This is a genomic window from Trinickia sp. EG282A (assembly GCF_040965455.1).
GTDB classification, from domain to species: Bacteria; Pseudomonadota; Gammaproteobacteria; order Burkholderiales; family Burkholderiaceae; genus Trinickia; species Trinickia symbiotica.
Genome location: NZ_JBFRCC010000003.1, coordinates 269671 through 289235, shown reverse-complemented (window position 1 = coordinate 289235; position 19565 = coordinate 269671). Strand labels below are relative to the sequence as shown.

Here is a 19565-nt window from a genome sequence, read left to right as displayed (position 1 = left end):
ACTCGCCTTCACACCATCATGAATCCTGGTCACTACTTGGCGCGCAGGCTCGCGCCCGCGTTCTTCGCGCTCGCACTCGGCGCATCGGATGCCGCGTTGGCGGCGCATCCGCTGGACCTCAGTCCGCAGCAGGTCGGGCGCGTACGCGCGGCAACCGATGCGGCCGCGATCGGCGCTGTCCCGCAGGCGTTTCCGTTTGTCGGCAAGGATGCGCTGACCGTCGGCGTGGTGGCGGGCTTGCCACCGCTCGGCACCTATGCAACCGATGCGAAGACGCTCGTCGGATTTGATCCGGACTTGTCGCAGCTCGTCGCGGATGGCCTCGGACGCAAGCTGAAGATCGTCGCGCTGTCGTGGCCGGATTGGCCGCTCGCGCTTCAGTCGGGCAAGGTCGACGCCGTGATCGCGAACGTGACGGTGACGGAGGAGCGCAAGGACAAATTCGACTTTTCGACCTATCGGCGCGATCAGCTCGGTTTCTACGTCGCGAGCGGCAGCGCAATCAAGTCGATCCGGGAGCCGAAAGACATCGCGGGCTTGCGCGTGATCACCGACGCAGGCACGAACCAGGAAAAGATCCTGCTCGAATGGGACAAGGAGAACGTCGCGCGCGGATTGAAGCCGGTGCAGGTGCAGTACTACGACGACGCCGCGGTGCGCACGGTGGCCTTGCTGTCGGGGCGGGCCGACGTGATCCTGAGCGTGAACGCGCTGCTCGCCTACGAGGAGGCGCAGCAGGGCAAGATCCGCTCCGTCGGCGCGATCAGCGGCGGCTGGCCGCGCACCGCCGAGGTCGCGATCGCGACGCGCAAGGGCAGCGGCTTGGCGGCGCCGCTGACGATCCTGCTGAACGACTTGATCGAGGACGGCAAGTATCGTCAGGTGCTCGAGCGTTGGAATCTCGACTCGGAAGCACTCGAACGCGCGCAGACGAATCCGCCGGGTCTGCCCAAGACCTGACGGCTCGACGAGTTTCATGACGGCTGCCATGCAGCCGCCCATCCGCCATTGATGATGAGGTATGCAAATCAATGCCGGTGGGACGACGGCCGCTGCAGCGCCGCGAATTTCCCTTCAATCACAGCGAGATGCCGTCTTTTTCCGGCAATGGTTTGACGCGTCCGCGCGTATCGAAATCGAGTGATTCCAATGCAAAAATTGACAGAAATCAGGGGGCGCGTGCGCACCGGCGGGCACGCGCAACGCAAGACAGCACTCGCGCTGGCTGCGTTTATGCTGGCAAGCGGGGCCGTGCGGGCCCAGACGGCCGCTGCTCCCGCTGCGGCGAGTGGCGCGGCCGCAACGAAACAGCAGTCGACCTTCGCGGGCACGGTGCAGGATGTCGTCGTCAGCACGGGCACGCGCGAGACCGACAAGAAAGCGGCGCAAAGCTTGAGCCCCGTCGACGTGATCAGCGGCAAGGCGCTGCAGGCCACAGGTCAGACCAACCTGCGCGACGCGCTGGTGCAGCTGTCGCCGGCCATCGCGCGTCAGCAGTATGCTGGCGATGCTGCCCTGCTGACCGATGCGCTGACTCTGCACGGACTCTCCCCCGATCATGTGCTTGTGCTCGTGAATGGCAAGCGGCGCCACAGCACGGCGAACATCTCTCTAGACCCCGGACCACAGCAAGGCTCGACCGGCGTCGACATCGATATGATTCCGGTCGGCCTGATCGATCACATCGAGATTCTGCGCGACGGCGCTTCGGCGCAGTACGGCTCGGATGCGATCGCGGGCGTAATCAACATCATCCTGAAATCGAACACGCATGGCGGCTCGATCGACAACACGACCGGCCAAACCTACAAAGGCGACGGCCTGAAGCAGAGCAATTCGGCGAGCACCGGCATCGCGCTCGGCGAGAACGGCTTCGTCGATCTGAGCGCCGAATACGACCGGCAGAACCACACGGTGCGCACGGGGTTTGACAACGATTTCGGCACGGTCCCGAATGGCTTGCCGAACCCGATCGAAGGCGACCCGTCCAGCACCCGCGAAGTGGTTGGCTTCAGTGCGGGCTACTTCGTCAGCGACAACGTCGAGCTTTACGGCTTCGGCACCTACGCACACCGCAACGCTGCCGCGTATCAGAACATCCGTTCGCCGAGTTTGCTGCCCGCGGTGTATCCGAACGGTTTCACGCCGCAGGAAACCATCAACGAGAACGACTACTCGGTCACTGCAGGCGCGAAGGGCGAGCATCTGTTCGGCTGGTCGTGGGACTTGAGCACGACGTATGGCGGCGACTACATTGGCCTCGGCATGGTGGATTCCGCCAATACCGGCCTGTTCGCGGCCACCGGCTCGACGCCGACGAGCTTTCGCCTGGGCAGCCTGCAGAACACACAGTGGACCAACAACCTCGACCTCTCGCGGCCATTCCATTTCGCGTTGCTGCCGGCGCCGCTAAACGTGTCGGTGGGCGTGGAGCACCGACACGAGACCTACGCGGTCGGCGCGGGCGAGCCCGCTTCGTATCTCGACGGTGGGGCGCAGGCGTTGCCGGGCTTCGCGCCGGTCAGCGCCAGCAACAACTCGCGCGACGTGCTCGGCACCTATATCGATCTGTCTACGCGGATCACGCCGAAATGGCAGATCGAGCTCGCGGGCCGCTATGAGCATTACAGCGACGTCGGCGATACGACCAACGGCAAGATCTCGACGCGCTACGACTTCACGCCGCAGATCGCGTTGCGGGGCAGCATCAGCACGGGGTTTCGCGCGCCGTCGCTGGCCGAGGAGTATTTCACCAACTTGAATGTGTCGCCTCAATCAGCACAGGGACTTCTCGCCGCCAACTCGGTGGCGGCGCGGCTGATCGGCGCGACGCCGCTCAAGCCTGAAGAGTCGACCAACTACGACCTCGGGCTCGTGCTGAATCCGGTGCAAGGCCTGAACGTGACGATCGACGCGTACCAGATCAATATCCGCAATCGCATCGTCGCCGGCGGCACGGCGTCGGGCGCGGCAGCCATCGCCGCGATGCAGGCGGCGGGCATCGCGATTCCGTCGACCGTGCCCGCGAGTGCGGTGTCGGCGAGCTACTTCACGAACGGCGCGAGCACGCGCACCACGGGCCTCGATTTGACGAGCACCTATCACTCGAGCTTCGGTCCCTGGGGGCAGGTCGACTGGGATCTAGGCGTGAACGTGAACAACACGTCGGTTACGAAGGTCGCGACCGGCGTCAACGGCCAGTCGACGCTCAACGCGCAGCAGATCGCGTGGCTTTCTACCGCGACGCCGAAGAACAAGATCATCGTCGGCGGCACCTGGCGTCTCGATAAGTGGGCGGTGAGCCTACATGAAACGCGCTATGGCCCGACCACGACGCAGGCCACGTATTTCAGCGGACCGAACGCGTTCTCGACGACAAACTTCCTCGAGTTCCACAATTCGGCGAAGTACATCACCGACCTTGAAGTGCGCTACGACATTACGCACCACTTCCAAATCGCGGTCGGCGCTAACAATCTGTTCGACGCCTATCCGAACAAGCTGCCGGTCATCGCGCAATTGGAGGGTCTCCAGTACGACGGCACGGGTTCACAGATCAGCCCGAACGGCGGCTTCTACTATTTGCGCGCGCGATATCAGTTTTAATTGAAGAAACGATGCGCGCCATGCGCTGCTATCGATAGCACGATTTATCGCAACGCCGGGAAGAGCCATTCACCATAATCGGTATTGCTCTGTTGATGCGGTGAATCGTACCCGTTCAACCTCTTGTCGCGCGGATTCGCGTGCGCAATTTGGATTTCATTCCATGTCCTATTCGCTTTCGATTCTCGACAAAAGCCCGCTCGCGGAAGGGTCAAACGCGCACGATGCGCTGCGCTTTTCCGTGCGACTCGCTCAGCGCGCCGAGGCGCTCGGCTACCGACGTTTCTGGCTCGCCGAACATCACGGTGCACCAGGGCTCGCGAGTTCCGCGCCGGAAATCGTTGTCTCGCACGTGCTCGCGCATACGTCGCGCATCCGCGTTGGCTCCGGCGGCGTAATGCTGCAGCACTACAGCCCGTTCAAGGTGGCCGAAACGTTCAAGGTGCTCGCGGCGCTCGCGCCGGGCCGCGTTGATCTCGGCGTCGGAAAGGCGCCTGGTGGCCTGCCGCTGACGACGCGCGCGCTGCAATGGTTCCACGACAAGACAAAGAAGTCGGACTTCGAGCATCAGTTGGCCGAGCTCGACGCGTTCTTGAAATTGGGTGTCGCCGAGGATCATCCACTCGCCGGCGCCCTCGCACTGCCGGTGCCGCCGGAGGCGCCGCAGCGCATCGTGCTCGGCGGCAGCCCGGAAAGCGCGGCGCTCGCGGCGCGTTACGGCTGGGACTTCTGCTACGCCGGGCATTTTAACGGCGACGAGGCGAACATCGAGCGCTCGCTTGACACCTTTCGCAGTGCCACCGGACGCGCGCCGCTGCTCGCGCTCTTTGCGTTCGCGGCGGCGTCGCAGGCCGAGGCCGAACGTCAGATCGGACCGCTGCGTATCTTCAAGATGCGCTTCGCGAGCGGGCAGAGCGTCAATCTGCCGAGCCCGGAAGTCGCCGCGGAATTCGCGCGGCAAGCCGGCATCACCGACTACCGCCTCGACGAAACGCGCCCGCACGTGATCGCGGGCACGCCGGACGCGGTGCGCGCGCAGCTCGACGCGTTGCAAGCGCGCTATGGCATCGACGAGTTCGTGATCGATTCGCCGGTGACTGACTACTCATTGCGGCTCGCATCGGTCGAGCTGCTGGCCGGCGCGGTCCATGCCGCGGCGCTTTGAATTCCGTTCAGCCCCAATACCCGCTACCAGGACTCGACCATGTCTACTCAGCGCAACATCAATTTCGGCATCATGCTGCACGGCCCGGGCGGCCATATGAACGCATGGAAGCATCCGGCCGGCCCGGCTGATGCGAGCGTCAACATCGATTTCATGGTCGGCATTGCGAAGAAGGCCGAGGCGCATGGCTTCGCCTTCGGCTTCGTGGCCGATGGTCTTTACATCAACGAGAAGTCGATACCGCACTTCCTGAACCGTTTCGAGCCGATCTCGATCCTCTCGGCGCTTGCCACCGTCACGAAGACGATCGGTCTGGCCGGCACCGTCTCGACGTCGTACAGCGATCCGTTCACGGTCGCGCGCCAGTTCGCCTCGCTCGATCTGATCAGCGGCGGGCGTGCGGGCTGGAACGTCGTGACCACGCCGCTCGAAGGGACCGCTAAGAACTATGGAGGCTCACATCCCGATCACGCGCTGCGCTACGAGATCGCCGACGAATATCTGAGCGTCACGCAGGGCCTGTGGGACAGCTGGGACGACGACGCGTTCGTGCGCGACCGCGAGAGCGGCCGCTTTTTCGATCGCGACAAGCTGCACACGCTCAATCACGAAGGCAAATTCTTCCAGGTGGCGGGGCCGCTCAATATCCAGCGCTCGCCGCAGGGGCAGCCGGTGATCTTCCAGGCGGGCTCGTCGGACGCCGGCATCGCGCTCGCAGGCAAATACGCGGATGCTGTGTTCACGCATTCGCCGTCGCTCGAAGAGAACCGCGAGTTCCGGGAGCGCGTGCGGCAAAGCGCGGTCGAGCATGGCCGCTCGGCCGACGACGTGAAGATCTATCCGGGCATCGGGCCGATCGTCGGCGCGAGCGCTGAAGAGGCCGAGGCGAAGCACGACGCGATCCGCAATCTGCTCTCCGTCGACGAGGCGCTGGCCTATCTCGGGCGCTTTTTCGATCACCACGATTTCACGCAATATCCGCTCGACGCGCCGTTCCCCGAGCTCGGGGATCTCGGCAAGAACAGCTTCCGCTCGACCACCGACCGCATCAAGGCCGATGCGCGCAAGGACGGCCTGACCTTGCGCGAGGTCGCGCTCAACGTCGCGACGCCGCGCTCGCAGTTTGTCGGCACGGGTGAGCAGATCGCCGACAAGCTAATCCGCTGGCTCGACGCGGGCGCCGCCGACGGTTTCATTCTCGGCTTCCCGGTCCAGGCGCAGGGGCTCGACGATTTCATCGCGCACGTGCTGCCGGTGCTCGAAGCGCGTGGCCGCTACAGCCGCTCGCCGGCCGGCAAGACGCTGCGCGATCACCTCGGCCTGCCGCGACGCGAAAGCCGCTACGCGCTCGCGGAAACGGCCTGACGGCGCGCGCGAGAAGGAGCGGTTCATGAGCGATTCCCTGCTGCACACCACCGCGCCGGCCCATCTGCTCGGCGCCGACGCGCGCCAGCCCGACGACTACGCGCACTACCGGATCGTGCCCTCGCGCAATCGCGCGCGCACGGCAGGCACGCTGCTCGCAATCGCGCTGATCGTGATCGTCGGCAGCTCGGTGCTCGGCAATCCGCGCTGGGGCTGGGGCGTGTTTGCGCAATGGTTCTTTGCTGAGCCGGTGCTGTCGGGGCTCGGCCGCACGCTGCTGCTGACCGCGCTCGGCGCGAGCTTCGGCTTCCTGCTCGGGGTGCCGGTGGCGCTCGCGCGCGTATCGCATTCGCCCTTGCTCGCGGCGTGCGCGTGGGCGTTCGTCTGGGTGTTCCGCTCGATCCCGCTGATCGTGCTGCTCCTGATCCTCAACAATCTCGGCTATCTGTACGAGCACGTGTGGCTCGGCGTGCCGTTCACGCACATCACGTTCTTCGAGCAGCCGACCACCGAACTGATCGGACCGTTCCTCGCCGCCGTGCTTGGGCTTGCGCTCAATCACGCGGCGTTCTCGTCGGAGGTTATTCGCGGCGGGATTCTGTCGGTCGATCAGGGACAGCTCGAGGCGGCTGCGGCACTCGGCCTGCCGCGCGGCCGGCAAGCGTGGCGCATCGTGCTGCCTCAGGCGATGCGCTCGATTCTGCCGACCGCGTTCAACGACGTGATCGGCCTCGCGAAGGGTACCTCGGTCGTCTATGTGCTCGCGATGCCAGAGCTGTTCTACACCGTGCAGATCATCTATCACCGCAACCTCGAAGTGATTCCGCTGCTGATGGTCGCGACCGTTTGGTATCTGATCATCCTGACGGTGCTGTCCGCGATTCAGGTGCACGTCGAACGCTATTTCGCGCGCGGCGCCACTCGCAATCCGGCTCGCTCCCGCCTCGGCGCAGTTTTCGCGGGCTGGCTGGGCCGTCGAGCCGCGCTGGCGAACCCGCCAGAGGCCGCGCAGCCGGAGAGGACCGCGCCGGCGAACGACGCCGCGGACGCGGCCCGCTGGGCCGAGCGCCGCACCGGTGGCGCGGTACGCATCCATCGCGTGTCGAAGCGTTTCGGCACGCACCAAGTGCTCGACGATATTTCGCTGACGGTGCCATCGGGCAGCGTCACCGTGATACTCGGAAAATCGGGCTCGGGCAAGTCGACGCTGCTGCGCTCGATCAACCATTTGGAGCGCGTCGACGACGGCTTCATCGACATCGACGGCGAACTGGTCGGCTACCGCCGCGAGGGTCGCACGCTTTACGAGCTCAAGGAGAAGGACATCCTCGCGCGGCGTGTCGAGGTCGGCATGGTGTTCCAGGGCTTCAACCTGTTTTCGCACTTGAATGTACTCGAGAACGTCGTCGAAGCGCCGATCGCCGCCGGGGTGCCGCGCGCCGATGCCGAGCAGCTCGCGCGCGAGTTGCTGGCGCGCGTCGGTCTCGTTGACAAGCCCGATGCCTGGCCGCGCCAGCTGTCGGGCGGCCAGCAACAGCGTGTCGCGATTGCCCGCGCACTTGCGCTCAAGCCGAAGGTCCTGCTGTTCGACGAACCGACTTCCGCGCTCGATCCTGAGCTCGTCACCGAAGTGCTCGACGTGATCCGCCAGTTGGCCCGCTCGGGCACGACGCTCGTCATCGTCACGCACGAGATCGGCTTTGCGCGCGAAGTGGCCGACACGATCGTGTTTATGGATCGTGGCCGCATCGTCGAGTCCGGCTCGCCGGGGAAGGTGCTGGGGGCGCCGGAGCATCCTCGCACGCGGGAATTTTTGTCGAAGGTGCTCTGACACCGATCCGCCCGGGTTGCCGAACTACTGAACCTGATCGTCCGCGTAAAGGAATCATTTATGAGCACGCTCGAGTCTTCTGCTCTCTTGTGGCCGTTACCGCCTTCCGCGTATGCGCCCGCGCGGCCCGAGCCCTCGCCGTGGCGCGATCGGCGCGGCCTGCTGGCATCAGTCGCGCTGCACGCCGCCGCGGTCGCGGCGCTGGTCGCCTGGTCCTCGTATGTGCCGAAGAGCGCGCCGTCCGAGAAGGTGGTCACGCTGGTGCTGGAGCGGCCCGCGCCGCAGCCCCTGAAAATTGTGCCGCCGAAGGTGGAGCCGCTCAAGGAAGTGCCCCACGCCCAGCCCGAGCCGGTCCATCGCAGCGTGCCACGTGTCGTGCCGCAGCCTTTGCGCAGCGCGCCCGCGCCGCAGCCGCGAATGGTGGCCGCGCCGGCCGAGACCGCGCAGATCGGCGACGCGCCGCCCGCGCAATCGGCCACGCCTGCGCCCGTGGCCGCGCCGTCCGCTCCCCCGGCGTCGCGCGTGATCGGCCAGGAGGGCATTCCCTCCGATTACGTGAACCAGGTGTTCCAGCGCATCAACAGCAGCGCCGCCGCGCACTATCCGCGCATCGCGCGCTTCAACCACCTGGAGGGACGCGTCGGCTACCGGCTGACGCTCGCGCCCGACGGGTCGCTTCTGCACTGCGAACTGCATTCGTCCGGCGACGCAACGCTCGACGCCGCTGCGAACGACGCCATCCGCGCCGCTGCGCCGTTCCCGCGCTTGCCCGATCTGGGCGGCTCGTCGTATGTGCTGCAGGGCGCCATCGTTTATCAGGCCGATTAACCGACCAACCAACCAACCAACCGTCCAACGGCCTGCCACGCATCATCGTTGAGGACTTCACTTCATGAGCACTGTTCAAATTGCGCAGCACTTGTCCCCGTGGGGGCTTTTTTTGCAGGCCGACGCAATCGTCAAGATCGTCATGGTGCTGCTTGCGCTCGCCTCGCTCGCGAGCTGGGCGGTCATCGCCGACAAGCTGTGGCGCTTTCGCGAACTGCGCGCCCGCGCCGCGCGCTGGCAGACCGCGCTCGCGCAGCCTGACGGACTCGCCGCGCTGTCCGAGGCGCTCGCGAACGAGCCGGCCGACCCGTTCGCGCGGGTCCAAACCGCGATCGCCGCCGAATGGGACCGCAGCCACGCCGCGCAATTGACGCATACGCCCGCCGCGCGAGACGCGCTGAAGGAGCGCATCGCGCGCGTCGCGCAGATCGCCGCCGGCGTCGAAATCGAGCAGCTGCAGCGCGGCTTGCAGCTGCTCGCGACGGTCGGCTCGGTAGCGCCGTTCGTCGGGCTGTTCGGCACGGTGTGGGGGATCATCAACTCGTTCCAGGGCATCGCCTCGACCAACAACACGAGCCTCGCCGTGGTCGCGCCGGGCATTTCGGAGGCGCTGTTCGCCACGGCGCTCGGGCTGGTCGCCGCGATTCCCGCAGTGGTGGCGTACAACCGCGCATCGGGCGATCTCGGCGCGTATGCGAACCGTCTCGGCACCCTCGCGGGCATCGTCGAGGTCGAGCTGTCGCGCGCGCTCGAAGCGGGTGAGGCGCGGCTTGCGCATGCCGCCGGCGCGCCCGGCGTGAACCCGGGCGGCGGCGCGCGCAACGAGCATGCCGGCAGCGGCGTGGCCGCCGCGCACGCGGCGTTCGTCAACGGTGGCGCGGCCGTGAGCGGAGCCTGACATGGGTGCGCGACTGCGAAATCCGGGTCATCGGCCGGGCGCCGCGTTCGGCGCGCCAGTCAGCGAAATCAACGTGACGCCGCTTGTCGACGTGATGCTGGTGCTCCTGATCGTGTTCATGGTCGCGGCACCGCTGATGGCGTCCGGCGTGAAGGTCGATCTGCCGACGAGCAATGCGAAGCCGCTCAACGAAGAAAAGCCGCCGATCGCGGTCAGTCTCGACGCGCACGGCCAGGTGTACGTCGACAAGACGGCGGTCAGCGACCAGGCGCTCGTGCCGGCGCTCGCGCAGGCATCGGGCGGCGATCGCGAGCGGCGCATCTATCTGCGCGGCGACCAGTCGCTGCCGTACGGCAAGGTCGTCGCGACGATGGGGCAAATCAACGACGCGGGCTACGCGAAGGTGGCGCTCGTTTCCGAGCCGCCGCAAGCGCATTGACGTCGCGCCAATCAACATCTGAGAGGAGTTATTTCGAACCATGAGTCGAGACCTGCTGTTGCTGCTTGAACCGGGCTTTACCGATCCCGCTCATCCGGGCGAACGTTTTATCTGCCCGCATAGCGCGCCGATCGAAGGGCTGCTCGCGAGCGACCCTGCGCGCACCGTACGGCTCGATATCAAGCGCGTGCCGTTCGCGCGGCCGAGGCCCGATGTGATCGCCGCGCTCGACGAAGCGCATCAGAGTTTGCCGACCCTGGTGTTCGGCAATGAGCATCCGATCCCAGACGACGCTCAGGCCCTCGGCGACAAGCGCTTCATCACCGATACGAACCGGATTCTCGAGCTGCTGGCCGCGCGTTACGGCTTTCCGAAGGTGCATTGATACGGCAGCACGTCCGGTCTGTTGTGCAACAACTCCGGTGGAGCTCTAGTGCGCCGAGGGCCGGCATACACGGAACTGGCACTTTTCGCCAGAGTCGAGGCCGATGGCGGATCCTGCGCCGCCGCCGTTGTCGTACATCAAGGTATCGGGCGGCCTCTATCGGGATATGATGATCCACGACTTCGACACGGCCTGTTGGTTAATGGGCGGTGCGCCCGCGCGAATTTTCGCCAGCGGGGCATCGCTCGTCGACCCGCAGATTGGTTCAGCGGGTGATGTCGATACCGCCGTCGCGACGTTGTCCTGGGCGGACGGGCGGATCGCCGTGATCAAGAATTCACGCCGCGCCGGCTATGGCTACGACCAGCGCATCGAACTGCTCGGCTCGGAGGCGAGGGCCGGTTCGCCGCTATTTCAACGGACTCAGCGAACGGTTCATCGCGATTACGTCCTCGTGGCTGGGGTTTGCTCCCAGCTTCGCGAAATGCTCTGGCATCTGGTCACGCTTCTCTGCGGCTTGCCCTTTGATTGCAGCGGCGAGTGCTCGGCGCATTGTTTCCGCATCATAATCGCAGCAATACGCTGGCGTGGAGGGCTGTTGGCGCCACGAATCCTCGAGTGAGCCCGCATCGATCGGGTCAAAACCAGCCTGGTTGACGAGTGACATAACGATCTGCTTCGATCGAGGGTCGTCCCCGGCGACGGCCATGGCTAAACGGCCCGGATGGCCTTCCGGCAGCCCAAGCTTCTGGAGCGAGTACGCCAACACATTGTTGAACGCCTTGATCACGGGCCGCCCGAGTTGCCTGGAAACCCAAACGCTTTCCGTCATTCCGTCGTCAATCTCGGGAATCCGGGCGTCACGAAGGCCCGGATAGTAATTGCTGGTGTCGACGACGGGTACGTCCTGCGGCACGGCATCGAACAGACCGGACGGAAGTTCGCTCATTGCTGGCAGCGGGATGGAAAGGACGACGACGTCGACGCCAGCGACCGCCCCGTATAGATCCGCCGCTTTTGCGCCGATCTCGTCAGCAATTTTGCGCACACCTTCCACGCCATCTGCGTTTGCGACACATACCTCATGCCCTCCGGCTTTCATCTTGCGTGCAATGGTGCCGCCAATGTTACCGATTCCGATGATTCCAATCTTCACGAGAACTCCTTGAGTTTCTGCGTTTGTCAAAAAAGCGGCTTTGCACTGCGGCCCTCGATTGCGTCGTTAATCGAATGGGCGGAATCGAGGCGCGAGCAAGCGGCTGAACCTCCCCGCGACGCCAATGCGTGATTGTCGACCAAGGGGAGTGGGGTGGTCATTGCCAGGCGGTGGGCGCGGGTGACGCCTGAACGATCATTGTGACGAAGTCGGCAATGTCCTCCATTGCGCTAACGGAGTGCTGCAAGCCCCCGTCCATCGTGAGAAACCCGTGGATCGTGCCGTCGTAACGCTTGACGCGCGTGGGAACGTTGGCTTGGGAAAGCCTCTGCGCATATTGCTCACCCTCTGCGCATAGCAAGTCATATTCGGCAGTAAGCACGAACGCCGGCGGCAGGTTGTGCAGATCATCAGCATATAGAGGCGCGAACCGCGGGTCTCGCCGCTGTGTTTTTTCCGGGATATATTGGTCAAAAAACCATGCGATCTCATCTCGAGTCAGAAACGGTGGCTCGAACTTACGCATAGATTCGGAGTCGATGTCGCCGGCGACGCTCGGATAGACGAGAACCTGCGCGGAGATTGTCGGTCCCGCGGCATCTCGAGCAAGTTGCGACACTACTGCGGCAAGGTTACCGCCCGCACTATCGCCCGCCACGATGACCGGCACCGTCTTCCCGGCGATGCCTTCCATGTTGTTTGCCGCCCAGCACAACGCAGCGTAAGCATCGTCAACAGCGGCGGGAAACGGGTGTTCAGGAGCGAGCCGGTAGTCGACCGAGATGATCGCGCAGTTTGTGCGAGTGGTCAGTTTTCGGAGGACCGCATCGTAGTCCTCAAGCGTCCCTACGGTCCAGCCCCCACCGTGGTAATAAACCATTAGCGCGGAAGGCTGCTCGCAAGGCAGGTACTTCTTGACGGCAATTGCCCTGTTTGCGGCGGGCACAGTGCAGTCTTTGACGCTACAAAGCTCAGGCCCATGCAACGCGCGAGCGCTGAGGCTCCGCGTGAGCTCTCGAAGCGCGGCGACAGAAATGCTGCCGACCTTTGGTACACCGGCGGCGGCCATGGCGTCGAGAAGTTCTTGCACACGAGGATCAACCGGCATGGATCTCTCCTTCAATGATTTTGCTAGACCGGAATCTGCATCGGATCCATGTATTCGCGAATAGACGACACCTTGTTATCGCGAATCTGAACCAGGAAGTGGTACCGATTGCGATACGTTCGGCCATCGTGCCACTCGCCTTCCGCTTCCAACTCAACGGCGACTCGGTCAGCTTCTGCAGTGAGGCCAAGCACTCGGTGCTCCATTCCGTTCGGTAACACTCGATGCATATTGGTCATCATGCGACGCGTTCGTGCAGCATCCTTGGGGCCCGCGACCTTTATGCGCTCAGGGTCGCCGATGACCCACCAGGTTGCATCATCGGTGAGCAACGAGATCGCTTCCTGCATTTTCATTTCGAAGGCAAGTGCAAGGAAACGAAGTGCTGTTTGTTTGTTTGCATCAAGTTCATTACTGGGCATGTTGTTCGACGCTCGCAGATATATGTTGCAGGGGGCTCGACAGAAGGCATACCGTCTGCATTAACATTCAGTCGAAGTTGCTACGTTGCTTTCCCAACGCTGCCTCGACGCCCTTGCGCAAGTCGTCAGTGGCGGCACAGTGAGCAATGGCCGTCGCTTCCTGGGCCAACTGGTCGTCAAAACTGCCGTAGGCAGCACGGTTGAGAAGAGCCTTTGTTTTGGCCATGGCGGTGGCGGGCCCCGCGGCTAGGCGCCGCGCTAGCTTTTGGGTTGCGTCTTGTAGCTCCGATTCACCTACTACTTGCGTGACAATGCCTAACTCCATGGCCTGCCTTGCATCGAGCCGCTCTCCGAGGAGCGCGAGCCGCTTCGCGGCCTTTATGCCCATCGCTGCCGTAAGCATCCCACTCAGACCACAGTCCAACGACAAACCAACGAGCACGTGCGCGGCAATGAAATATGTGCTCTCGGCGCTGATGACGAAATCAGCCGCCAAGCATAGCGATAGCCCGGCGCCAGCCACCGCTCCACGCGTGGCAACGACGATCGGTTTCGGCGAGTCGAGCAAAACCTTGGGCAGCCGGTTGCCGATCAAGAGTTTTTGCTCGAAGGCATCGAATCGCCTTTCGGAGGAGAGGTACAGGAGCTCGCTGAAGCCTTTCAGGTCTCCACCAGCACAAAAGGCTTCACCTTCTGCCTGCATGACGATGCATTTGACCGCTGGGTCGGCGCTAGCCAAACGCACTTTATGAATCAGCTCGCTCGTGAGCTCGGGGTTTAAGGCATTGCGCGCCTCGGGACGATCCAACGTGATAGTTGCGACCCGTTCGTTGACAGCAAACTTGACGTATTCGAGCATGTTCAGTTCCTCTTTCGAACCGGAAGATCTGGCTGCAACGGCACGGGTTGCGATAGTGTTGAAGGTCTTCTTGCAGCCGGTAGCCTGTTGATCCGTAGCGTGCGGTCACAGCCGATCGAAATCACGCTGCTTCGACTTCGGCGCGCCCGTTGATGAGCACGACCACATTGCGCTCCGCTACACGCGACCTGAAACTGAAGATTTCACTGTCTCGCCAAATTTCGGTAACGACTGTCTCCCCGGGGTAAACCGGCGAGGAGAAACGCAATTGCATTGCGCGTAGCCGTTCAGGGCGGTTGTCACAGCATGTTTGCAAAATGGCGCGCGTGGCGACACCGAACGAGCATAGTCCGTGGAGGATAGGCCGCTCGAAACCTGCCTTCTTGGCTAGTTCAGGGTCGGCATGGATCGGGTTGTAGTCACCCGACAAGCGGTAGATAAGAGCGGCTTGGGGCAGCGTATCAACGGTACATTCAAAGTCTGCTGGACGCTCCGGGATCGAGTGGACCGGTGGAGCGTTGGCAATGGTGCTCCCGCACCCCCCGTCTCCGCGCAAGACGTATGTGGAGGTGACTGTGCTGACGATGTCGTCGCGATCCTTTTCGCGCAGCTGCTTTTCGAGGTACAGCATGGCACCCTTGCCGGCCCCTTTATCGATGACTCCGCTGATGCGATAGGAGCCAACGTAAGTCTTCCCCGGTTCGAGCGGACGGTGAATCGTGAATGACTGTTCGCCGTGCAGAATCTTGACCCAATCTACTTCCAGCTCGGGTTCCTTGAGCCAAGCCCCTGGATGGCTGATTACGTTAACCATGGATGGGAATACTTTTAGCCCATCCTCGTAAGTGAACTGCAGATGGTTCCTGTCACTGGCTGCTGCGCCGATACCTATGCCGAGCGAATAGAGAATGCAGTCCTGCGGGCTAATGTGCTGAGCAATCGGCGAAAACCGCTTGGCAAGTAATCTTTCGAGGTTCATAGGTCACGGTCCCTTTAGAGATCAGACTGGGTCCCAAGTGAATACATCGCGCGACCGGTCTAAGGGAGAGAACGATCCACTCAGCATCGGAATAGCGCGCTCGACACAACTCTCGACGGTCCATCCGTCGCCGGCGTGCGCCGTTCGAATAGGGCGAGGCTGCGAGAACAGATAAATTTCGTTGCTACGCACCCCGAATATCTGACCGGTGACGTCCTTTGCGCCGTCCGTAAGAAGCGCGCAGGTGAACGGCGCGATCTTGGCGGCTTCCATGCGCATGTTGATCTTCGTGCGCTCGATCCCCTCCGGAGTGTCGGTGGGAATGGTTCCTACCATACGAGTGAAAGCGAACGGAGCGATACAGTTTGAGCGGACGTTGAATCGCTGCATGTCCAGCGCGATTGCCTTCGACATGCCCACGATGCCCATTTTCGCAGCGCAATAGTTGACTTGCCCGAAATTTCCAATCAAACCGGATGTGGAGGTCATGTGTACGAACGCGCCCCCTTCTTGAGCCTTGAAATGCGGGGCGGCGGCACGTGACATGTTCCAGCTGCCCTTCAGATGCACTCGGATTACCGCATCGAAATCATCCTCGCTCATCTTGTGAAAGATGATGTCGCGGAGGTTGCCCGCGTTGTTCACAATGCCATCGAGACGTCCATATACGTCTATGGCTTGTTGCACGATTGCCTGCGCCGCATCCCACTCGGCCACACTATTCGTGTTGGCGGTCGCTATGCCGCCGAAGCTTTGAATCTCTTTAACTGTCTGGTGCGCTGGGCCGGTGTCGCTTCCCGAACCGTCGATGTTGACGCCGAGATCGTTGACGATAACGCTCGCGCCTTGGCGAGCCGCTTCAAGGGCAATGCATTTGCCGACGCCAGCTCCGGCGCCGGTGACGATGATGACTTTTCCTTCCAGAAGACGTTCCATAGGAAGATGCTCTCGACTTTAAGTTGCGGTTAGGCGGAAGCTTCCCCGGGTCAGGGGAGTCTTTGATAAATGTGCTGTATGACTATAGTATGCTTCAATACTAAGTATGCAGCGCGACCTTGGAGGCGTCAACCACGAAGTTGATGTCATTCGCAGCGCTCGTTCGCCGGGACGCCGCGGCGATGCGAGCTACCTCTATCGGAGGAGCCGCGGACGGTGCTATTTAAGGCCAGTCGCGCTTCCCGATCAGACATCGCCCGTAAGCGATCTTTTCAAGCCGTAGCCCGACGCAATGTCTGCACATTGGTCCACGTCGCAAATATCGACCATCGCCCGACAATTGCAGATGCTTGCATATCGTCTGCAACCATACTATAGTCGGGGTGACAGTCGACCGCCCGTCTCGAGTACTCGTGAACCTCATGGTCTAGGTCGCGACCCGTTTCGCGCACTGTGATTGGTGTGATGCTCGGATCCGCGTGGAAGACAACAGAAAGTAGTCGGTTTAGGAGCGACTTGGCGACGGAACTCGTCGGAAAGTTATCGTGGATCGGCAAGGAGTTCGATCATGAGTAAGATTGGATGCATCGCGGCGGTTGATCGAGAAGGTCCGCGGGTCCTGGGGCGCACATCGAGCGATCTACCCGTGATGTTTCGAGTAGTCAATCGCGTGGCGATCATTACACTGAATCGACCGTCCGCGCTCAACACATTGTCGCCAGAAATGGTGCGCGAATTGACGCTTCACATCGAGCACTGCGGGGTCGACAGAGACATAGCGGCAGTTATCGTGATGGGGATGGGCGATACGTTTTGCGCGGGCGTCGACCTTCGGACCTTGTATCTAGCCGCCATGGCAGGCGATAAGAAGTGGCGTCAGCTTATCGCCGACGAGTACCGGCTAATGTTTACCTTCCAGCAACTGAAGAAGCCGCTGGTGGCTGTAATGGACGGCTTTTCAACAGGGGGCGGCATTGGCTTGGTGCAATGCGCGTCGCTGCGCATTGTCAGTGAACGAAGCAGGTTTCAGGTAAACGGACCACGCATTGGGTTCGTTCCGGATGGAGGTGCCACATGGTTCCTGGGCAAGCTGCCGGTCGAGTTGATGCTGTATATCGGGTTGACGTCAGCAACGATAACCGGTGCCGATGCGATCGGGTGCGGTCTTGCGGACGCCTATGCATCCAGTTCGTCCCTGCGTGGATTTGAAAGGCGCTTAAATCTGCTGGATGCAAGCGACCTTCGGCAAAGCCTAAGAGAGGTATTCGTGTCTCCATCGGACGTTGCTCCGGACACCTCCTTGGCGGCTTTCCTGCCGTTGATTCGAGAACACTTCGCTGCTCATTATTCGGTTGAGCAGTGCATTGGATCGCTCTCAAATGGGTTCAGTCGTGAATCGGACGCGGCCAAGCGGGCGTGGTTTCAAGCAACGCTTGATTCCCTTCGAGCACATTCTCCACTGATGCTGAACGTGATGCGTGAAGCTTTGCTGCGCGGACGGAAAATGACGCTTGCCGAAAATTGCCGCATGGAATTCGACCTGACCATGCGCGCTATAGAGGTGGGTGATTTTTGCGAGGGGGTTAGGGCGCACGTGATTGATGGCGACAACGCTCCGCGCTGGATGTTTCCTACGCTTGAAGACGTCAATTCCGCTGTTCTGGACAAGTTCTTTTCGCCGTGGACGTGTTGCGCGCCACATCCGTTAGCGGCGCTCGCGGCATGAGAGAGGATCGGGTCGCGACACGGAAGCTCGGCCTATCTGTTGGGGGCATGGGCAGAGTGATCTATCGCAGTCATTGAATGGAATGTGAAATGAAAATACTGGTGGCGGTCAAGAGGGTCGTTGACTACAACGTCAAAGTGCGAGTCAAGTCAGACGGCACGGGTGTCGACATTGCAAACGTGAAAATGTCAATGAACCCCTTCGACGAAATTGCGACTGAAGAAGCGGTTCGTCTGAGGGAAGCCGGGATTGCAACAGAAGTGGTTGCGGTGTCCGCAGGGGGACCTCAATCGCAGGAAACCCTGCGTACCGCTCTGGCGATCGGCGCAGATCGGGCGGTTCTGATCGAGTCTGAAGAAGACCTGCAGCCGCTTGCCGTTTCCAAACTGTTGAAGGCTTTAGTGGACAAGGAGCAGCCGCAACTCATCATTCTTGGCAAACAGGCGATCGACGACGATTCGAATCAAACGGGCCAGATGCTTGCAGCCTTGGCGCACCTGCCGCAAGCGACGTTCGCGGCGAAAATCACTGTTGCTGACGGCAAAGCCACGGTGTTGCGTGAAGTGGATGGCGGCGCGGAAACGCTGTCGCTGACGCTTCCGGCTCTCATCACGGCAGACCTGCGCCTGAATGAGCCGCGCTACGTCACGCTGCCGAATATCATGAAGGCGAAAAAGAAGCCACTCGAAACGATCAAGCCTCAAGACCTTGGTGTCGATGTCGCACCGCGACTGAAAACCCTGAAGGTGGTGGAGCCGCCGAAGCGGTCCGCCGGCGTGACGGTGCCGGACGTGAAAACGCTGGTCGGGAAGCTAAAGAACGAAGCTAAGGTGTTGTGAGAGGGGACTGAGAAAATGACGAAACCGGCTAATCTGGTATTGGCAGAACACGACAACGCATCCATCAAGTCCGCGACATTGCACACCATCGCCGCCGCTCAGAGGATCGGTGGCGACATTCACGTGCTAGTGGCCGGCCACAACGCCCAGGCTGCGGCGAATGCCGCTACGGCAATCGCGGGCGTCAGCAAGGTCTTGCTCGCCGACGCGCCGCAGCTCGCCGAAGGCCTCGCGGAGAACGTCGAGGCAACGGTGCTGAACATTGCAAAGGACTATTCGCACATCCTCGCGCCTGCAACGGCATACGGTAAGAATATCGCGCCGCGTATTGCCGCGAAGCTCGATGTCGCACAAATCAGCGACATCACCGCAGTGGACAGCGCGGACACATTCGAGCGGCCGATCTACGCAGGGAATGCTATTGCGACGGTGCGATCGACCGACCCGATCAAAGTCATCACCGTGCGTACGACCGGCTTCGACGCGGCAGCGGCGGAAGGCGGCACCGCGTCGGTGGAAAACATCGACGCAGCGGCGGATGCAGGCATCTCGCAGTTCGTAAGCCGTGAAGTGACGAAGCTTGATCGTCCCGAGCTGACGTCGGCGAAAATCATCGTCTCCGGTGGTCGAGGTCTCGGCAACGGCGATAACTACAGGCAGGTGCTAGAACCCCTTGCCGACAGGTTGAATGCGGCGCTCGGGGCATCGCGCGCGGCTGTCGATGCGGGCTTCGTGCCGAACGACTTTCAGGTCGGCCAGACGGGCAAGATTGTCGCGCCGCAACTGTATGTCGCGGTCGGAATTTCTGGTGCGATCCAGCACCTCGCGGGCATGAAGGATAGCAAGATCATCGTCGCGATTAACAAGGACGCCGAGGCCCCGATTTTCAGCGTCGCCGATTATGGCTTGGTCGGAGACTTGTTCACGATCGTACCGGAACTCGTCAAAGAGCTTGGTTAGAAAAAAGCAGCTGCGCTTGCATGCGTCAATGTTTGGCGGCATGTGAAGTCCACATCAAGACGA

At 62.1% G+C, this 19565-nt stretch carries 18 protein-coding genes and 1 pseudogene; 13 read left to right on the top strand and 6 right to left on the bottom strand.

The genetic code is table 11. The annotated features are described in order from the left end of the window. Positions 1-18 precede the first annotated feature (18 nt). The 10 genes and pseudogenes from AB4Y31_RS15795 to AB4Y31_RS15750 form a co-directional block, all read left to right on the top strand. The gene (locus AB4Y31_RS15795) at positions 19-960 is read left to right on the top strand and encodes an ABC transporter substrate-binding protein (RefSeq protein WP_018438538.1); all 942 of its coding nucleotides are present in this window, start codon (positions 19-21) and stop codon (positions 958-960) included. A gap of 189 nt (positions 961-1149) precedes the next feature. Then, positions 1150-3606 (top strand): TonB-dependent receptor plug domain-containing protein, encoded by a 2457-nt coding sequence (locus AB4Y31_RS15790; protein ID WP_368674716.1) that lies wholly within the window; start codon positions 1150-1152, stop codon positions 3604-3606. 163 nt (positions 3607-3769) lie between these two features. Further along, positions 3770-4771 (top strand): LLM class flavin-dependent oxidoreductase, encoded by a 1002-nt coding sequence (locus AB4Y31_RS15785; protein WP_368674715.1) that lies wholly within the window; start codon positions 3770-3772, stop codon positions 4769-4771. A gap of 39 nt (positions 4772-4810) precedes the next feature. Beyond that, the gene (locus tag AB4Y31_RS15780) at positions 4811-6136 is read left to right on the top strand and encodes an LLM class flavin-dependent oxidoreductase (RefSeq protein ID WP_368674714.1); all 1326 of its coding nucleotides are present in this window, start codon (positions 4811-4813) and stop codon (positions 6134-6136) included. 25 nt (positions 6137-6161) lie between these two features. After that, positions 6162-7967 carry an amino acid ABC transporter permease/ATP-binding protein gene (locus AB4Y31_RS15775; protein WP_368674713.1) on the top strand — a complete coding sequence of 602 codons (1806 nt, stop codon included), beginning with the start codon at positions 6162-6164 and terminating at the stop codon, positions 7965-7967. Positions 7968-8027: 60 nt separating this feature from the next. Further along, positions 8028-8795, top strand: a complete 768-nt coding sequence (locus AB4Y31_RS15770; protein ID WP_368674712.1) for a TonB family protein — start codon at positions 8028-8030, stop codon at positions 8793-8795. 64 nt (positions 8796-8859) lie between these two features. Beyond that, complete coding sequence (locus AB4Y31_RS15765) at positions 8860-9693, top strand: MotA/TolQ/ExbB proton channel family protein (RefSeq protein ID WP_368674711.1); 834 nt, start codon at positions 8860-8862, stop codon at positions 9691-9693. 1 nt (position 9694) lies between these two features. Continuing rightward, on the top strand, positions 9695-10132 hold the full coding sequence (locus AB4Y31_RS15760; RefSeq protein WP_018438531.1) for a biopolymer transporter ExbD: 438 nt from the start codon (positions 9695-9697) through the stop codon (positions 10130-10132). A gap of 40 nt (positions 10133-10172) precedes the next feature. Continuing rightward, positions 10173-10517, top strand: a complete 345-nt coding sequence (locus AB4Y31_RS15755; RefSeq protein WP_368674710.1) for a DUF3088 domain-containing protein — start codon at positions 10173-10175, stop codon at positions 10515-10517. A 103-nt stretch (positions 10518-10620) separates the two neighbouring features. Continuing rightward, positions 10621-10905: pseudogene (locus AB4Y31_RS15750) on the top strand (Gfo/Idh/MocA family oxidoreductase); the annotation flags it as partial. 21 nt (positions 10906-10926) lie between these two features. On the opposite strand, the gene AB4Y31_RS15745 reads toward AB4Y31_RS15750, so the two are convergent. From AB4Y31_RS15745 to AB4Y31_RS15720, 6 genes are all read right to left on the bottom strand, one after another. Then, on the bottom strand, positions 10927-11673 hold the full coding sequence (locus AB4Y31_RS15745; protein WP_368674709.1) for an NADPH-dependent F420 reductase: 747 nt from the start codon (positions 11671-11673) through the stop codon (positions 10927-10929). A gap of 157 nt (positions 11674-11830) precedes the next feature. After that, entirely contained in the window at positions 11831-12781 is a 951-nt protein-coding gene (locus AB4Y31_RS15740; protein WP_368674708.1) for an alpha/beta hydrolase, read from the bottom strand. A gap of 23 nt (positions 12782-12804) precedes the next feature. Next, complete coding sequence (locus AB4Y31_RS15735) at positions 12805-13203, bottom strand: nuclear transport factor 2 family protein (RefSeq protein ID WP_368674707.1); 399 nt, start codon at positions 13201-13203, stop codon at positions 12805-12807. 67 nt (positions 13204-13270) lie between these two features. Then, on the bottom strand, positions 13271-14062 hold the full coding sequence (locus tag AB4Y31_RS15730; protein WP_368674706.1) for an enoyl-CoA hydratase/isomerase family protein: 792 nt from the start codon (positions 14060-14062) through the stop codon (positions 13271-13273). 121 nt (positions 14063-14183) lie between these two features. Then, positions 14184-15041, bottom strand: coding sequence for a MaoC/PaaZ C-terminal domain-containing protein (locus AB4Y31_RS15725; RefSeq protein WP_368674705.1), 858 nt, complete (start codon positions 15039-15041; stop codon positions 14184-14186). A gap of 21 nt (positions 15042-15062) precedes the next feature. Then, positions 15063-15977, bottom strand: coding sequence for an SDR family NAD(P)-dependent oxidoreductase (locus AB4Y31_RS15720; protein ID WP_018438522.1), 915 nt, complete (start codon positions 15975-15977; stop codon positions 15063-15065). A gap of 568 nt (positions 15978-16545) precedes the next feature. Here AB4Y31_RS15720 and AB4Y31_RS15715 point away from each other — a divergent pair. The 3 genes from AB4Y31_RS15715 (at position 16546) to AB4Y31_RS15705 (ending at position 19502) form a co-directional block, all read left to right on the top strand. Further along, positions 16546-17703: an enoyl-CoA hydratase/isomerase family protein gene (locus tag AB4Y31_RS15715; RefSeq protein ID WP_368674704.1), complete on the top strand. Its 1158-nt coding sequence runs from the start codon at positions 16546-16548 to the stop codon at positions 17701-17703. Between the two features lie 89 nt (positions 17704-17792). After that, positions 17793-18542 (top strand): electron transfer flavoprotein subunit beta/FixA family protein, encoded by a 750-nt coding sequence (locus AB4Y31_RS15710; RefSeq protein ID WP_368674703.1) that lies wholly within the window; start codon positions 17793-17795, stop codon positions 18540-18542. A 15-nt stretch (positions 18543-18557) separates the two neighbouring features. After that, on the top strand, positions 18558-19502 hold the full coding sequence (locus tag AB4Y31_RS15705) for an electron transfer flavoprotein subunit alpha/FixB family protein (RefSeq protein ID WP_368674702.1): 945 nt from the start codon (positions 18558-18560) through the stop codon (positions 19500-19502). Positions 19503-19565: the final 63 nt, after the last annotated feature.

Coding starts and splice junctions, on each gene's coding strand:
- AB4Y31_RS15795 (WP_018438538.1), top strand. CDS start 19: ATGAATCCTGGTCACTACTTGGCGCGCAGGCTCGCGCCCGCGTTCTTC.
- AB4Y31_RS15790 (WP_368674716.1), top strand. CDS start 1,150: ATGCAAAAATTGACAGAAATCAGGGGGCGCGTGCGCACCGGCGGGCAC.
- AB4Y31_RS15785 (WP_368674715.1), top strand. CDS start 3,770: ATGTCCTATTCGCTTTCGATTCTCGACAAAAGCCCGCTCGCGGAAGGG.
- AB4Y31_RS15780 (WP_368674714.1), top strand. CDS start 4,811: ATGTCTACTCAGCGCAACATCAATTTCGGCATCATGCTGCACGGCCCG.
- AB4Y31_RS15775 (WP_368674713.1), top strand. CDS start 6,162: ATGAGCGATTCCCTGCTGCACACCACCGCGCCGGCCCATCTGCTCGGC.
- AB4Y31_RS15770 (WP_368674712.1), top strand. CDS start 8,028: ATGAGCACGCTCGAGTCTTCTGCTCTCTTGTGGCCGTTACCGCCTTCC.
- AB4Y31_RS15765 (WP_368674711.1), top strand. CDS start 8,860: ATGAGCACTGTTCAAATTGCGCAGCACTTGTCCCCGTGGGGGCTTTTT.
- AB4Y31_RS15760 (WP_018438531.1), top strand. CDS start 9,695: ATGGGTGCGCGACTGCGAAATCCGGGTCATCGGCCGGGCGCCGCGTTC.
- AB4Y31_RS15755 (WP_368674710.1), top strand. CDS start 10,173: ATGAGTCGAGACCTGCTGTTGCTGCTTGAACCGGGCTTTACCGATCCC.
- AB4Y31_RS15740 (WP_368674708.1), bottom strand. CDS start 12,781: ATGCCGGTTGATCCTCGTGTGCAAGAACTTCTCGACGCCATGGCCGCC.
- AB4Y31_RS15735 (WP_368674707.1), bottom strand. CDS start 13,203: ATGCCCAGTAATGAACTTGATGCAAACAAACAAACAGCACTTCGTTTC.
- AB4Y31_RS15730 (WP_368674706.1), bottom strand. CDS start 14,062: ATGCTCGAATACGTCAAGTTTGCTGTCAACGAACGGGTCGCAACTATC.
- AB4Y31_RS15725 (WP_368674705.1), bottom strand. CDS start 15,041: ATGAACCTCGAAAGATTACTTGCCAAGCGGTTTTCGCCGATTGCTCAG.
- AB4Y31_RS15720 (WP_018438522.1), bottom strand. CDS start 15,977: ATGGAACGTCTTCTGGAAGGAAAAGTCATCATCGTCACCGGCGCCGGA.
- AB4Y31_RS15715 (WP_368674704.1), top strand. CDS start 16,546: ATGAGTAAGATTGGATGCATCGCGGCGGTTGATCGAGAAGGTCCGCGG.
- AB4Y31_RS15710 (WP_368674703.1), top strand. CDS start 17,793: ATGAAAATACTGGTGGCGGTCAAGAGGGTCGTTGACTACAACGTCAAA.
- AB4Y31_RS15705 (WP_368674702.1), top strand. CDS start 18,558: ATGACGAAACCGGCTAATCTGGTATTGGCAGAACACGACAACGCATCC.